The sequence below is a fragment of the Amycolatopsis granulosa genome (assembly GCF_011758745.1).
In the GTDB taxonomy this organism is placed as follows: domain Bacteria; phylum Actinomycetota; class Actinomycetes; order Mycobacteriales; family Pseudonocardiaceae; genus Amycolatopsis_E; species Amycolatopsis_E granulosa.
The window spans coordinates 3,707,462-3,721,565 of the sequence record NZ_JAANOV010000001.1; the positions used below are offsets into that span (position 1 = coordinate 3,707,462).

Annotated in this window: 14 protein-coding genes; 11 read left to right on the forward strand and 3 right to left on the reverse strand. The window is 72.9% G+C overall.

Annotated features, from left to right (window positions below):
* The first annotated feature begins 47 nt into the window (after positions 1-47).
* The 8 genes from ssd (at position 48) to FHX45_RS18220 (ending at position 6,137) form a co-directional block, all read left to right on the forward strand.
* Positions 48-1,121, forward strand: coding sequence for a septum site-determining protein Ssd (gene ssd / locus FHX45_RS18185; RefSeq protein ID WP_167103220.1), 1,074 nt, complete (start codon positions 48-50; stop codon positions 1,119-1,121).
* The gene (locus FHX45_RS18190) at positions 1,118-2,278 is read left to right on the forward strand and encodes a TadA family conjugal transfer-associated ATPase (protein WP_167103223.1); all 1,161 of its coding nucleotides are present in this window, start codon (positions 1,118-1,120) and stop codon (positions 2,276-2,278) included. The genes ssd and FHX45_RS18190 overlap by 4 nt, the downstream gene beginning before the upstream one ends.
* Positions 2,279-2,564: 286 nt before the next feature.
* Positions 2,565-3,173: a type II secretion system F family protein gene (locus tag FHX45_RS18195; RefSeq protein WP_341771516.1), complete on the forward strand. Its 609-nt coding sequence runs from the start codon at positions 2,565-2,567 to the stop codon at positions 3,171-3,173.
* Positions 3,170-3,751 (forward strand): type II secretion system F family protein, encoded by a 582-nt coding sequence (locus FHX45_RS18200; RefSeq protein ID WP_167103229.1) that lies wholly within the window; start codon positions 3,170-3,172, stop codon positions 3,749-3,751. Before FHX45_RS18195 ends, FHX45_RS18200 begins: the two co-directional genes overlap by 4 nt.
* Positions 3,752-3,781: 30 nt before the next feature.
* Positions 3,782-4,018 (forward strand): DUF4244 domain-containing protein, encoded by a 237-nt coding sequence (locus FHX45_RS28435; RefSeq protein ID WP_167103232.1) that lies wholly within the window; start codon positions 3,782-3,784, stop codon positions 4,016-4,018.
* A gap of 32 nt (positions 4,019-4,050) precedes the next feature.
* Complete coding sequence (locus FHX45_RS18210) at positions 4,051-4,437, forward strand: TadE family type IV pilus minor pilin (protein ID WP_167109153.1); 387 nt, start codon at positions 4,051-4,053, stop codon at positions 4,435-4,437.
* Between the two features lie 214 nt (positions 4,438-4,651).
* Complete coding sequence (locus FHX45_RS28745; RefSeq protein ID WP_424923839.1) at positions 4,652-4,978, forward strand: Rv3654c family TadE-like protein; 327 nt, start codon at positions 4,652-4,654, stop codon at positions 4,976-4,978.
* 532 nt (positions 4,979-5,510) lie between these two features.
* Entirely contained in the window at positions 5,511-6,137 is a 627-nt protein-coding gene (locus FHX45_RS18220; protein ID WP_167103235.1) for a bifunctional DNA primase/polymerase, read from the forward strand.
* On the opposite strand, the gene FHX45_RS18225 is transcribed toward FHX45_RS18220, so the two are convergent.
* Positions 6,119-8,494 (reverse strand): DEAD/DEAH box helicase, encoded by a 2,376-nt coding sequence (locus FHX45_RS18225; RefSeq protein ID WP_167103238.1) that lies wholly within the window; start codon positions 8,492-8,494, stop codon positions 6,119-6,121. The genes FHX45_RS18220 and FHX45_RS18225 overlap by 19 nt on opposite strands.
* Positions 8,495-8,732: 238 nt before the next feature.
* Here FHX45_RS18225 and FHX45_RS18230 point away from each other — a divergent pair, with 238 nt between their 5' ends.
* Positions 8,733-11,027: a sodium-translocating pyrophosphatase gene (locus tag FHX45_RS18230; protein WP_167103241.1), complete on the forward strand. Its 2,295-nt coding sequence runs from the start codon at positions 8,733-8,735 to the stop codon at positions 11,025-11,027.
* 132 nt (positions 11,028-11,159) lie between these two features.
* The gene (locus tag FHX45_RS18235) at positions 11,160-11,753 is read left to right on the forward strand and encodes a hypothetical protein (RefSeq protein ID WP_167103244.1); all 594 of its coding nucleotides are present in this window, start codon (positions 11,160-11,162) and stop codon (positions 11,751-11,753) included.
* Here FHX45_RS18235 and FHX45_RS18240 read toward each other — a convergent pair.
* Positions 11,750-12,511, reverse strand: coding sequence for a MerR family transcriptional regulator (locus tag FHX45_RS18240; RefSeq protein WP_167103247.1), 762 nt, complete (start codon positions 12,509-12,511; stop codon positions 11,750-11,752). The two genes, FHX45_RS18235 and FHX45_RS18240, sit on opposite strands and share 4 nt — an antisense overlap.
* Before the next feature lie 126 nt (positions 12,512-12,637).
* Between FHX45_RS18240 and FHX45_RS18245 the strand changes: the two genes are divergently transcribed.
* On the forward strand, positions 12,638-13,231 hold the full coding sequence (locus FHX45_RS18245) for a hypothetical protein (RefSeq protein WP_208407249.1): 594 nt from the start codon (positions 12,638-12,640) through the stop codon (positions 13,229-13,231).
* Here FHX45_RS18245 and FHX45_RS18250 read toward each other — a convergent pair whose 3' ends face one another.
* Positions 13,232-14,071 carry a S1 family peptidase gene (locus FHX45_RS18250; RefSeq protein WP_167103253.1) on the reverse strand — a complete coding sequence of 280 codons (840 nt, stop codon included), beginning with the start codon at positions 14,069-14,071 and terminating at the stop codon, positions 13,232-13,234.
* Positions 14,072-14,104 lie beyond the last annotated feature (33 nt).

The window sequence follows — 14,104 nt, forward strand, 5'->3', positions numbered from 1 at the left end:
CACGACGGTGGAGTCAGGTCAATCACCGATCACTGCTGGGGGCCGTCATGAATCACGTTCGTCCGCTCGTCGTCGCCCACGACGAAGTCATGCTCGACGAAATCTTGCGCGTCGCCGCCGCGGTGGGCTGCGAGACGGAGCGCGCACCCGACCTGCTCGCCGCGCGGCCGCGGTGGCGGGACGCGCCGCTGGTGCTCGTCGACGAGCAGGCGGCCGACGGCGACGTGGACCTGCCCCGCCGCCCGGGCGTCCTGCTGATCACCAAGGGCGCGCCCGACGCCCGCACCTGGCAGCGGGCGTTCCGGGCCGGGGTCGAGGACGTCGTGTCGCTGCCGGAGGACGAGGCCGTGCTGGCCACCGCGCTGGCCGACGTCGTCGATGGTCCCGGGCTGCCCGGCGGGCGGATCATCGGGGTACTGGGCGGTCGGGGCGGAGCCGGCGCGTCCATTTTGGCGGCAGCCACCGCATTGGCCGCCTGCCGCAGCGAGCCGGGCGGTCTGCTGGTGGACTGCGACCCGCTCTCCGGCGGCATCGACGCGATGCTGGGTGCCGAGAACACCGATGGTCTGCGCTGGCCCGAGCTGCGGCCGGGCTCCGGGCGGTTGTCGATGCCGGCGTTGCTGAAGTCCTTGCCCGAGTTCCGGTACCGCGGGCTGCGGCTGCCCTTCCTGTCGTGCCACCGCAACGGCGACGGGCCGACCGCGCAGGCGGTGGCGGCGGTCGTCGAGGCCGGACGGCGGGCCGGCCGGACCGTCGTGTGCGATCTGCCGCGGCACCTGGACGGTCCGGGACTCGCGGTGATCGCCCGGGCCGACCTGGTCATCGTGGTGATCCCGGCGGACATGCGGGCGTGTCTCGCGGCCCGGCGGGTGGTCAACCAGCTGGGTGATCCGACCGACCGGGTCCGGCTCGTCGTGCGCGGGCCCGCGCCCGGAGACCTGGACCCGAGCGTGGCAGCCGGTGCGGTCGGGCTGCCGCTGCTGACCTCGATGCCGGTGGAGCGGCAGCTGGATCGGGAGATCGAACAGGGCAACTTCCTGCCGCGGCCGCGGGGCGCGCTGCTGGAAACGGGGCGCATGATCCTGGCCGAGGCGCAAGCGAAGCAGGTGCTGGCGGCGTGAACCTCGAGCTGGTCGAACGGGTTCGCCACCGGTTGGCGGGCACCGGTGCCGGCACCGATCCCGTCGCGCTGGCGGACGCGGTCCGCGCCGAGGCCGGGCGCCCGGTCGGGCACACCGAGGTCCTGGACGCGCTGCGCGTGGTCCGGCAGGAGCTGGCCGGCGCGGGTCCGCTGGAGCCGTTGCTGTCCCTGCCCGGCGTCACCGACGTCCTGGTGACCGGGCCGGACGAGGTCTGGGTGGATGGCGCCGACGGTCTGCGCCGCACCGAGGTGCGTTTCCCCAGTGACGAGTCGGTGCGCCGCCTCGCGCAACGGCTCGCGCTGGCTGCCGGACGGCGGCTCGACGATGCCCAGCCGTACGTCGACGGCTGGCTGCCCGGCCTCGGGCCGCACGGCCGGGTCCGGCTGCACGCCGTGCTGCCGCCGATCGCGGCGGACGGTACCTGCGTGTCGCTGCGCCTCCTCCGGCCCGCCGTGCACGACCTTGCCGCCTTGCGTGCGCTGGGCACGTTCGGGACGGAAGGTGCCGAATTGGTGGAGGCCGTCGTCACCGCCCGGCTGGCCTTCCTCGTCACCGGTGGCACCGGCGCGGGCAAGAGCACTCTGCTCGCGGCGATGCTCGGGGCGGTCAATCCCGCCGAGCGGATCGTCTGCGTCGAGGACGCAGCCGAGCTCCAGCCCGCCCACCCGCAGTTCGTGCGCCTGATCGCCCGCCCGCCGAATGTCGAGGGGGCCGGCGAGGTGGGCCTGCGGGACCTGGTGCGCCAGGCGTTGCGCATGCGGCCCGACCGGCTCGTCGTCGGCGAGGTCCGGGGACACGAGGTGTGCGAGTTGCTGAACGCGTTGAACACCGGGCACGACGGCAGCGCGGGAACCTTGCACGCGAACTCGACGGCGGAAGTGCCCGCACGGCTGGAAGCACTGGCCGCGCTCGGTGGCCTGTCCCGCGCGGCGCTGCACAGCCAGCTGGCGGCGGCCGTCCAAGTCGTGCTCCACATGCGCCGCTCGGCGTCCGGGCGACGGGAGCTGGCCGAGGTCGGCGTACTCAGCCGCGCGGACAACGGGGATGTGCGAGTGCTCCCCGTGTGGCAGGCGGGTGAATGGACCAAGCGGCGGGTTCTCTTCTCCGCGTTGTTGCCTCGGACGGACGGCCGATGACCCGCGCAGAGACCCTTCGCACTGCATCCGCTGCTGTGCCGCGCGCCGACCACGCATCCGATGTCCATCCCACGTCGCCGGCGGAGGTGGGTGACCCGTGTTGGCCCAATCTCTGACCTGCGCGGGCGTAGCGGTGCTCTGTTGGCCACGGGTGCGCGGCGCGGCAGCCCGCCTGCGGGCGCTCACCCCACCGGCCGAGCGGCGGCCTCTCCCGAAGCTTCGGCCGGCGTTCGCGGTGGCACTGGTTCCCGTGTTGTTCTTCGTACCGCCGATGGTGTGCGCCGCCGTGGTCCTGCTCGGCTGGGCCGGGTGGCGCCGGTGGCGCGCCCGCCGCGCGGCGAAGGCAGGGTTGGCGATGCGCCGGGCGCTGGCCGAGGCATTGCACGCCATGGTCGTCGATCTCCGGGCGGGCGCGCCGCCCGCGTTTGCGGCGGAATCCGCGGCAGCGGACGCGCCCGGTCCGGTCGCCGACATCCTCGAAGCCGTGTCCGGCGCCGCCCGCCTTGGCGGCGACCTCGCTGCGGCTCTGGCGACGGTCCCGACCGCGGACCCACTGCTGCCTGCCCGGGGACGACTGGTGCGCGCATGGGTGCTGAGCCAACGGCACGGGCTCCCGCTCGCCGACTTGCTCGATGCGGTCCGCCGGGACATCTCCGCCGAACTGCGCTTCACGAACCAGGCCGCGGCCGCGATGGCCGGCCCCCGTGCCAGCGCCGCGGTGCTCGCGGCCCTGCCCGGATTCGGGCTGCTGCTGGGGGAGGGGATGGGCGCGCATCCGGTGCAAGTCCTTCTCGCGACCGGCGGCGGCAACCTGCTCTTGTTGCTCGGCACCGGGCTGGTGATCGCGGGCGGGACGTGGAGTGCCCGGATCACGAGCCGAGGAGCGCGGCGATGAGCGCGGCCGCCACCGTCGTCGCGTTGCTGGGCGCGGCGCTGCTGACCCTGCCGCGCAGGCCGGTTCCCGGTCTACGGCTGGCCCGTTTCTCCCCCGCGCCACGGGCACCGGCTCGGCTCCAGCGGCGCCGGCGGCGCAGCGACCCGCTCGACCTCGCCGCGACCTGGGACCTGCTGGCCGCTTGTTTGCGCGCCGGGCAACCGGTCCCGGCCGCACTGCGAGCGGTGGCCGATGACGGGGTGGGACCCGAAGCCCAGGCCCTCCGCGCGACGGCCGGTCTGCTGGAACTCGGCGCGGATGCGAACGAGGCGTGGGCGCCCGCGCTGGTCTGCTCCGGCACCGCCGAATTCGCGCGCGCGGCCCGGCGGACCGCACGCAGCGGGACCACCCTCGCCGACGCAGCCGCGGACCTGGCCCACGGCATCCGCGCCGACCTGGGAGACCGGGCCGAGGCACGCGCCCAGCGGGCGGGCGTGCTGATCGCCGGGCCGCTGGGACTCTGCTTCCTCCCGGCCTTCGTGTGTCTCGGGGTCGCGCCCGTGGTTCTCGGTCTGGCCGGCCGCCTCAACGTGTTCTGACCATCCACAGTAGAGAGAAGGGGTACACCCATGTTGTTCCGCTCGAAGTCCACCGGCCGTCACGCAGCCCCGGCCCCGCCCCGGTGGTGGCGCCGCTGGTTCCGCCCGGCGCTGGCTGCCGACGACGGGATGAGCACCGCCGAGTACGCGATCGGCACGATCGCCGCCGCTGCCCTCGCCGCCGTGCTCTACTCCGTCGTGACGGGAGACTCGGTGGTCGGCGCGCTCACCGGGCTGGTCCAGCAAGCCCTCACCCCGGGGTTCTGATGGCGACCCGTCCACGCGCGGGCCCGTCCGGAATGCGCCAGGGCCCGGTGCCGGCTCGCCGTGCCGGCCGGCCGGCCGCGGATCGTGGGGCCGTGACGGTCGAGGCGGCGATCGCGCTGTGCGCCCTGACAGTGGTGGTCGGGATGGTGCTCGCCGGCATGACGGCCGTCTCCGGTCAGCTGCGCTGCACCGACGCCGCCCGGGAAGCAGCACGGCTCGTCGCCCGGGGAGAACCGCAGCTGGCGGCGCAGGCGGTCACGCAGATCGCCCCCGCGGGTGCGCAACTCTCGGTGCGGACCGAGGGTGATGGCATCACCGTCGAGGTGCGGGCGTCCGCGGCCGGCTCGCTCCTGCCGGGCCTGCACCTGACTGCCACTGCCTTCGCGGTGCTCGAACCGGGAGCCGGGGATGCACCCTGACCCGCGGTCCCGAGACGTGGAGCAGCGCGCACTGGACCAGACGTCCGGCCGGATCCCGCCGGCTCCGCCCACGGGAGGTGCTGAGCGAGCACCAGATGTGCAGCCGCGGACCAGCCCCGGAGGGTGGCGACGCCCCGGTCCACCGGCGGCGCCCGAGCTGAAGAGAGGACCACGCCGCCAAGCCTCCCCGCGGGCCGCGGCCGACCACCACGAGCTGCGCGAGCGTGACCGCGGTGCCGCGACCGTGTGGGCCGCCGGCGCGATCGCCGCATTCGTGGTCATCGCGGGGCTGCTCTGGGGCCTCGGTGCCGCGACGATCGCACGGCACCGGGCCGCCGGGGCCGCCGACCTGGCCGCGCTGGCCGCCGCGGGGCAGACCCTCCTCGGTGTGGACGTCGCGTGCGGACGGGCGCAGTGGGTCGCCGACCGGATGGCGGCCCGGATGGTGAGCTGCCGGTTCGACGGGTGGGATGCGCTCGTCGAGGTGTCCGTCGACACCGGCCTCGGGTCGGCGGCGGGGCGGGCTCGGGCCGGGCCGTGATGCGCCCGCAGTAGATGCGGTCGGCCACGCGGCGGACCACCCGCCGCGTTGCCTGCTCATCGCGGCTCGGCGGCGGGATGAGTCCGGAGACGCGAGCGGGCTGCTCCGCGCGGCGGGGCTGCGCAACCCGTGCGGAGGCGGGGCCGGACCCCGCTCCGGGGTGGGGTGAGTGGTGCGACGAGTGGTTGCCGCCGTGGTGAGCGGTGGGTGAGCGGGCGCCGGGTGGACGGTCGCCCTCGTGCGGCGAGCGGTCACCGGCTTCGGCCGGCGACCGGGCCGCGAGTATCGGGAAAACAACGGTACGCAGGAGAAACGTGTGCTGGAGATCACGTGCGGGTGTCGAGGCCGGACGCGTTTCGCCGCCGGGAGGGGATCGGCCGTGGGTGTTCGGCCGGGCCGAGCGGGCTGGTTCGCTCGTCGCCCCGGAGCGGCCGGTTGTCGCGCGGCGGGTTCCGGCACTGTGCAACTTGCCGTTTATTGAACACAGGCAGCCACCGCGAGCGGTGGAACAAGCAAGGAGTTGTGGACGGAAATGTTGGACACGGATTGGTCGGACAGCTGGCGGGGCGCCTTCCGCATCGAGCTTCGTGCGGAGGCCATCGGCCTTGCCTGGCACGGGTGGCCGGTGCTGCCCGGTACCTTTCCGGCGCACGCCGACGCCGGAGGCTCCTGGACCGGCCCGGTGCCCGTCCACCAGGACTGGGCCGACCGGCTCGACGCCCACCCCAACGAGGTGGCCACCTGGTGGAACGGCCGGCCGTACAGCCTCCTCGTCGCGACCGGCACCGTGCTGGACGCCGTCGAGGTCCCCGATGAACTGGGCAAGCGGGCGGCTCGACTGCTCCGGGCGACCGGCCACCCCGCGCCGATCGTGGCCACGCCCGACGGCCGCTGGCTGTTCCTGACCACCGTCGCCGACTGCCTCCCGGAGGAACTGGCGGCCGCAGGCACGGTCCGCCGGCACGGGCAGGGCAGCTGGATCCCGCTCCCGCCCACCCCGTTCCAGCACGGTGTCGTCCACTGGCGGGTCAAGCCGGACGTGTGGGGCTGGCGCCTGCCGACCGCCGACGCCGTGCACTCCGTGCTCGTCCGCGCTCTCGACCAGCAGGGTGCTGACCAGGCCGCCTTGGCCGGCGCCGGTCAGTTCGCCGCAGCCTGAGCCACCCCGTGGCCGTGCCGGGCGCCGTGAGAACTGACCGCCCCGAGCACGGTGTCCAGCACGGCCACCGCCCCCGCCTTGTCCAGTGGATCGTTACCGTTCCCGCACTTCGGTGACTGCACACAGGACGGGCATCCCGCCGGGCACTCGCAGGAGACGATGGCCTCCCGCGTAGCGGCCAGCCACGGGACCACGGCAGCGAAACCGCGATCGGCGAATCCCGCGCCTCCGGGATGGCCGTCGTGCACGAACACCGTCGCCTCCCCGGTGTCAGCGTGCAACGCGGTCGAGACGCCGCCGATATCCCACCGGTCGCACGTAGCGAACAGCGGTAGCAGGCCGATCGCCGCGTGCTCGGCGGCGTGCAGGGCGCCGGGGATGCGCGCCGGATCCAGACCGGCGCCCCCCGGCGCCCCGCCGACCTCCAGCAACTCCGGGGTGATCGTGTACCAAACCGCCCGCGTTTCCAACGTCTGCGCCGGCAGGTCCAGCGTCACCTGATCCAGCACCTCGCCCGACGGGCGGCGCCGCAGATACCCCACCACCTGCGAGGTCACCGCGACCTCGCCCAGGCACACGCTCACCCCGCCGTAGTCCACCCGCTCCTGGGTGCGCAGCACGGCGATGTCGGCGACCTCCCGTGCCGACGTGGTCCACTCCGGGTCCTCCGCGTGCACCAGTGCGATTCCGGACTCCAGATCCAGCTCATCCACCACGTACGACGAGCCCTGGTGCAGGTACACCGCCCCCGGGTGCACGGTCGTGCACGCCGAACCCGGGTCGACCGTCCCCAGCAGCCGGGAGGTGTCCGCCTCGACCACGGCGATCTGCTCGCCACCCGAGCCGCGGATGTCCACCTCGTACTGCGGTCGGTCTCGTGACGTCCAGTACCAGCCACTCGGGCGGCGGCGGAGCAGCCCCTCGGCGACGAGCCGGTCCAGCACCTCCCGCGCCGCGACGCCACCGAACGTCTCCAGCTCACCGCTGGTCAACGGCAACTCCGCCGCCGCGCACGCCAGCTGTGGCGCGAGCACGTACGGGTTCGACGGGTCCAGCACCGCCGTTTCCACCGGCCGCTCCAGCACCGCCGCCGGGTGGTGCACCAGGTATGTGTCCAGCGGATCGTCCCGCGCCACGAACACGACCAGCGCGTCGTCTCCCGACCGCCCGGCCCGGCCCGCCTGCTGCCAGAACGACGCCAGCGTGCCCGGGTACCCGGCCAGCACCACCGCGTCCAGCCCCGCGATGTCCACCCCCAGCTCGAGCGCGTTCGTCGTCGCGACCCCCGTCAGCTCCCCCGACAGCAGTGCACGCTCCAGTGCCCGCCGCTCCTCCGGCAGGAACCCGGCCCGGTACGCCGCCACCTGCGAGGGCAACTCGCTGTCCACTTCGGACAACAAGCGCCGGGCGCCCAGCGCGGTCAGCTCCGCGCCCCGCCGTGACCGGACGAACGCCAGCGTCCGCGCGCCCTCGATGACCAGCTCCGCGAGGATCCGGCTCGCCTCCGCCCCGGCCGACCGGCGCACCGGGGCACCGTGCTCGCCCAGGTGGTCCTCCAGCAGCGGGGGCTCCCACAGCGCCACCGTCCGCGCCCCGCGCGGCGACGCGTCCTCCACGACCGGCACGCAGTCGGCGCCGACCAGCCGGCACGCGAACTCGCCAGGCTCGGCCGTGGTCGCCGACGCCAGGATGAACACCGGCGACGACCCGTAGTGCCGGGCCACCCGCTGCAGCCGCCGCAGCAGCAACGCGACGTGCGATCCGAACACGCCCCGGTAGCTGTGGCACTCGTCGATCACCACGTAGGAAAGCTTGCGGAACAGCCGCGCCCAGCGCGAGTGCGCCGCCAGGATGCCGCGGTGCAGCATGTCCGGGTTCGTGAACACCCACCGCGCGTGTGCCCGCACCCAGTCACGCTCGGCCATCGGCGTGTCCCCGTCGTAGGACGCCGCGCGCACCCCGGCAACGTCCAATCCGGACACCGCCCACAGCTGGTCGGCGCCCAGCGCCTTCGTCGGTGAGAGGTACAGCGCGCACGCCTTGTCGTCAGCGGTCAGCGCCGACAGCACCGGCAGCTGGTAGCACAACGACTTGCCCGAGGCCGTGCCCGTGGACACGACGACGTGCTGCCCGGCGAAGGCCAGCGACGCTGCCTCCGCCTGGTGCGCCCAGGGCCGCTCCACGCCGCCCGACCGCAGCGCCGCCACCACCCGCTCGTCCGCCCAGTCCGGCCACTCGGTGTGCCGCGCCGCGCGGGCCGGCAGGTCGGCCACGTGGGTGACCGGGTTCGCCGGGATGCCGGCGGTGACCCGGTGCAGCAGCCGCCGCGCCCGCTCGGTTCCCGCCACGACTTCCACGGTAGACAGCTTCGCACACGTGTACGACAGAACCGGCCGGGCGGGAAAAGATCATGAACCGTGAGCAGGGTCACATGTACGGAGGGTGATCGTTAGGGGACGCCCTGACCGCGCGGATTCCATTACCAATACACTCCGGGCAACCGGCACCACTTGTGGTGTAGATCCCATGCCAGCGTCGGCACGGCTTCCCCTAGGCGGGCTGTCACTGGCGACAGGAACGTTTCCAGGAGGACGGATGTCCCGGCAGACCCTCGCGGAGGGCCTCGACTTCTCCGGAGGTGACTACGGCATCGTGGCCGTGGTCGCCGTCATAGCCCTGGCCGCTCTGGTCATCGGCTGGTTCCTGCTCAAGGAGGTGCTGGCCGCGGGCCAGGGCACCGCCAAGATGCAGGACATCGCCAAGGCCGTGCAGGAAGGGGCGGCCGCGTATCTCAAGCGGCAGCGCAACACCCTCTCGATCTTCGGGGTCGTGGTGTTCCTGCTGTTGCTCGCGCTGCCCGCGGACGACTGGAACGAGCGCATCGGCCGTTCCGTGTTCTTCCTCGTCGGCGCCGTGTTCTCGTTCCTCATCGGTTACACGGGCATGTGGCTGGCGACGCGGGCCAACCTGCGTGTCGCCGCTGCCTCGCGGGAACCGGGTGGCCGGGAGAAGGCGATGCGCGCCGCGTTCCGCACCGGTGGCGCGGTCGGCATGTTCACCGTCGGCCTCGGCCTGTTCGGCGCCGCGGTCGTCGTGCTCGCCTACACCGGTCAGGCCCCGAAGGTGCTCGAAGGCTTCGGTTTCGGTGCCGCCCTGATCGCGATGTTCATGCGGGTCGGCGGCGGCATCTTCACCAAGGCCGCCGACGTGGGTGCCGACCTGGTCGGCAAGGTCGAGCAGAACATCCCGGAGGACGACCCGCGCAACGCGGCCACGATCGCCGACAACGTCGGTGACAACGTGGGTGACTGCGCCGGGATGGCGGCGGACCTGTTCGAGTCCTACGCGGTGACGCTCGTCGCCGCGCTGATCCTGGGCAGCACCGCCTTCGGCGTGCACGGCCTGCTGTTCCCGCTGATCGTGCCGGCCATCGGGGTCATCACCGCGGTCATCGGCGTCTACATCACGCGGGCCCGCACGGGTGAGAACGGCCTGGTCACGATCAACCGCTCGTTCTACATCTCCGCCGCCATCTCGGCGGTGCTGTGCGCGGTCGCGTCGTTCGTGTACCTGCCCGGGTCCTTCGCCGACTTCGGCGCTGCGCACGCCGGGGTCGCGGGCAACCCCGCGGTCATCGCGTTCGTCGCCGTGATCATCGGCATCGTGCTGGCCGGTGTCATCCTGCGGCTGACCGGCTACTACACCGGCACCGAGCACGGCCCGGTGCGCAACGTCGGCGAGACCTCCCGCACCGGTGCCGCGACGGTCATCCTGTCCGGGATCTCGGTCGGCTTCGAGTCGGCCGTCTACACCGCGCTGGTGATCGGTGCCGCGGTGTTCGGTGCCTACCTGCTGGGCGGCACGGTCGCCCTGTTCGCGGTCGCCCTGGCCGGCACCGGCCTGCTGACGACCGTCGGTGTCATCGTCGCGATGGACACCTTCGGTCCGGTCTCGGACAACGCGCAGGGCATCGCGGAGATGTCCGGCGAGGTCGACGAGGACGCGGCGCAGATCCTGACCGAGCTGGACGCGGTCGGCAACACCACGAAGGCCATCACCAAGGGCATCGCGATCGCCACGGCGGTGCTCGCCGCGACGGCGCTGTTCGGTTCGTACCAGGACTCCATCTCGAAGGCGCTCGCCGACATCGGTGAATCCGCGGCGGGCGTGAAGTCGTTCGTGGACACGATCGTCAGCCCGAACACCCTGGTCGGCGTGATCGTCGGTGCCGCGGTGGTCTTCCTGTTCTCCGGTCTCGCGGTCAACGCCGTGTCCCGCGCCGCGGGTGCGGTGGTGTACGAGGTGCGCCGCCAGTTCCGCGACATCCCGGGGATCATGGAGGGCACCACACGGCCGGAGTACGGCAAGGTCGTCGACATCGTGACCCGCGACTCGCTGCGGGAGCTGGCCACCCCGGGTCTGCTCGCGGTGTTCGCCCCGATCGCCGTCGGCTTCGGTCTCGGCACCGGTGCGCTCGCCGGGTACCTGGCCGGCGCGATCGCCACCGGCACGCTGATGGCGATCTTCCTGGCCAACTCCGGTGGGGCGTGGGACAACGCGAAGAAGCTGGTCGAGGACGGTCACCACGGTGGCAAGGGTTCCGAGGCGCATGCCGCGACGGTCATCGGCGACACCGTCGGCGACCCGTTCAAGGACACCGCGGGCCCGGCCATCAACCCGCTGATCAAGGTGATGAACCTGGTTTCGGTGCTGATCGCGCCGGCGATCGTGCAGTTCTCGATCGGGCCGGATGCCTCCGCGGGGGTGCGGATCGCGATCTCGCTGGTCGCCGTGGCGATCATCGTCGTCGCGATCGTGGTGTCGAAGCGGCGCGCAAGCGTCATGACCGACACGCCGAGCGAGGACGCCACCCCGGCGAAGACCGTCTGATCCGCTCTGCCGGAGCCGGGCCCGTCACCACAGAACGTGACGGGCCCGGCTTTTTGTGCTGCCCGACGGTTGCGGTCCGCAATCGTCTCGGTACCGTCGGGTAAGAGGTTGGCGTCGACAGGAGGTGCGTGCGTGCGGCCCGGGAAGTCCGTGTTCCTGGTGGTGCTGACCGGGTTGTGTGTGGGCCTTTCCGGTTGTGGCCGGCCACCCGCGAGCACCGACCCGGGCGGGCCGGGGCTGTCGCGGCAGCAGGTTCAGCTGCAGGACGCCGAGGCCCGCTGGGCGGACGACTACTGCGTCGCGGTCGGCTCCCTGGTCGAGAACCTGGTGACCATGCCGAGCGTGGACCCGAGCACCCCGCAGCGTGCCGTGCGGTCCTCCAGCGAGCTGCTCGGCTCGGTGATCAACGGGCTGGACCGCGCGCTGGACGGACTGCACACGATGCCGCCGTCGCCGGTGCCGGAGGGCGAGGTGGTGCGGGAGCGGGCCGTGACGGACTTCCAGGGCGTGCGCGACCGGGCGGCCGCCGCGCGGCAACGGCTCGATGCGGTCGCGCCGGGCGACATCGACGCGGACACCCTCGGGCAGGCGAACGGGCCGCTGACCGAGGTGGCGAGTCTCGATCTGCTGGACCGTTTCGATGCCGTGCCGGAGCTCGCGACCGCGGTCGCGCACGCCCCGGTGTGCCGGCAGCTCGCCGCCCAGGTGACGGCCGCGCCGCGCTAGTTCATGCGGGTCCGGGCGTAGGCGCCCATGGCATCGCGCAGGTACTCGGCGAATCCCGGCTGGATGGCCTCGTACTGGTTCCGGAACCGCTCGTCGTCGCTGTAGAGGCGGCCGAGCCCGGCGTAGGACGTGGCATCCGGCGTCCAGAAGTGCTCCAGCCACGCCCGGTGCGCCGCGACGGCGTCGAGCGCGCGCTCGTCGTCGGCCGGCACACCTTCGCGGGCCAGCTCGGCCAGCCGATCGGTCGCCTCGGCGCCCTCCCGCTTCACCGCGGCCCACTTCTCGTCCGGCCAGGTTTTGCTTCGTTCGTGTGACCGGACGGCGTTCTCACCCCACCGTTCGGCTGCTTCCTGCGCGAGCCATTCCGCCTTCTCGGAGTGCGGTGAAAACCCCTCGAACAGTTCGTGCGCGGACATGTGGTCCCCTCCTTCGAGTTCGGCGATCGTCCGGGTGACGGTGGTGGCGAGCCGGTCCAGCCGGTCGCGCTCCGCCAGCAGCCACTTCCGGTGCAGCCGCAGCGCCTGGGCGTGGGACACCGACCCGCCGAGGATCTCGGCGATCGTGTCCAGGCCGAGGCCCAGCTCCCGCAGGAGGCGGATCTGCTGCAACCGGATGAGCTGTTCCCGCTGGTAGAAGCGCCTCCCGCTGCTGTCGACGGATGCCGGTGGGAGCAGGCCGATGTCGTCGTAGTGCCGCAAGGTCCGGGAGGTCACCCCGGATACCTTCGACACCTGTGCGATCGACAGCGGCTCGTCCATCTCGTCTCCTCCGTCCCCGTCCAAATCCACGCTAAAGGTTGACGCAGCGTCAACTTCAAGGACTTTTTCCCCGCGACGACTCGCGGGAAATCGAACGCGTGTTCTACCCTGTCCGCTGTGGATCAGATGTCGCTCTTCTCGGCGGAGGCGAGCGGCCCGGACATCGCCGACCTGAGCGGCGTTCTGTGCGGGCAGGGCCAGATCACCGGCTTCGCGCGCACGGCCGCTCGCCTCACGGTGGAGGTCGACGAGGCGTGGCGCGCGAGTGTGCTGGCCGCGGAGTTCGGCAGGCGCGGGGTGTCGGCCGAGCTGAGCCGCACCGAGGACGGCACGCCGGTGATCCGCACGGCCTTCCGGCGCGACCTGATCGCGCTCGCGCGGGCCTGGCTGGGCGGCGAGGGGACGGGGAAGGTGCTGCCGGGCCGGTTCCGGCTCACCGGGGCGGCTCTGCGGCTGTGGGCGCTGGCGTCGGGCCGGCCGGGCGTGCAGGGGTACCTGCTGGCCGTCGACGCGCGGGCGCCGGACACCCACGAACCGCTCGCCGAGGCGTTTCGCCAGCTCGGCCTGCCCGCGCAGCTGGTCGGCCCGAAGGGCGGCGGCCCGGCGGTGCGGGTCACCGGGCGACGGCGGCTCGCGACGCTGGCCGAGCTGATCGGCATGCCGCCGCCGGGCGCCGAGCCGGTGTGGCCGCGGCACGCACCCGCCCGGCAGGCGGTGTGATCAGGCGGGAACGGGCAGCGGCAGCGCGGCAGGCTTGGGCAGCCGGCAACCGTCCCGGACGAGGCTGAGCTGGTTGTTCCGGGTGAAGCAGGCCGGGACGCGGTAGGTCTGCTGGCCGTAGGTCAGGCCCCGCTGGGCGAAGACCTCGCCGTTTTCGTCGACCTCGCACGGGTTGTCGAACGTGCAGGCTTCGCCCTTGTCGTTGCCCGTGTTGTGGATGCCGACGATCTCGCCGCTGCCCTCGTCGACGACCGGGGCACCGGAGGTGCCGTGGATCGTGTTGCAGCCCGGCGCGTAGCGGATCGAGTCCTTCCACGTCCAGCCGCCTTCGCGCACCGAATACACGATCCGGTCGATCGAGCAGTGCCAGGTGCGGGTGAAGAAGCCGGAGACGATGCTGACCGGGGTGCCGACGTTCGCCGGTGCGGCGGCGAGCGTGAGCGGGTGGCCGCCGAGTTCCCGGGCGATGTCGCGGTAGGACGCGTCGACGGCGTAGAGCGCGATGTCGGTGTCGGTCATCGTCGCGTACACGACCTTGGACGCGTGGAGCAGGCCGAGCTGGTGGCCGTCCGCGCCGAGCAGCGCCATCTCGCGGCTGACCGGCTGGTTGACCACCACTTCGCCCGGATCGGGCATACCGGACTCCAGGCAGTGTCCGGCGCTCAGGACGAGCGCCCGGTCCAGTTCGCTCGACTGGGGCAACCGGACGAGTGAACCGGAGCAGTTGCTGAGCTTGACGATGCCGCTGTAGCCGCCGGCTGCGGCGGTGGCGGTGACGGCCCCGGTCAGGCCGGGCACGAGGAGCAGGACGGCCAGTACGGCGAGCAGGCGGCGGAACATAGCGCGGAGCGTAGCGGAACGGCTACGGAAAGG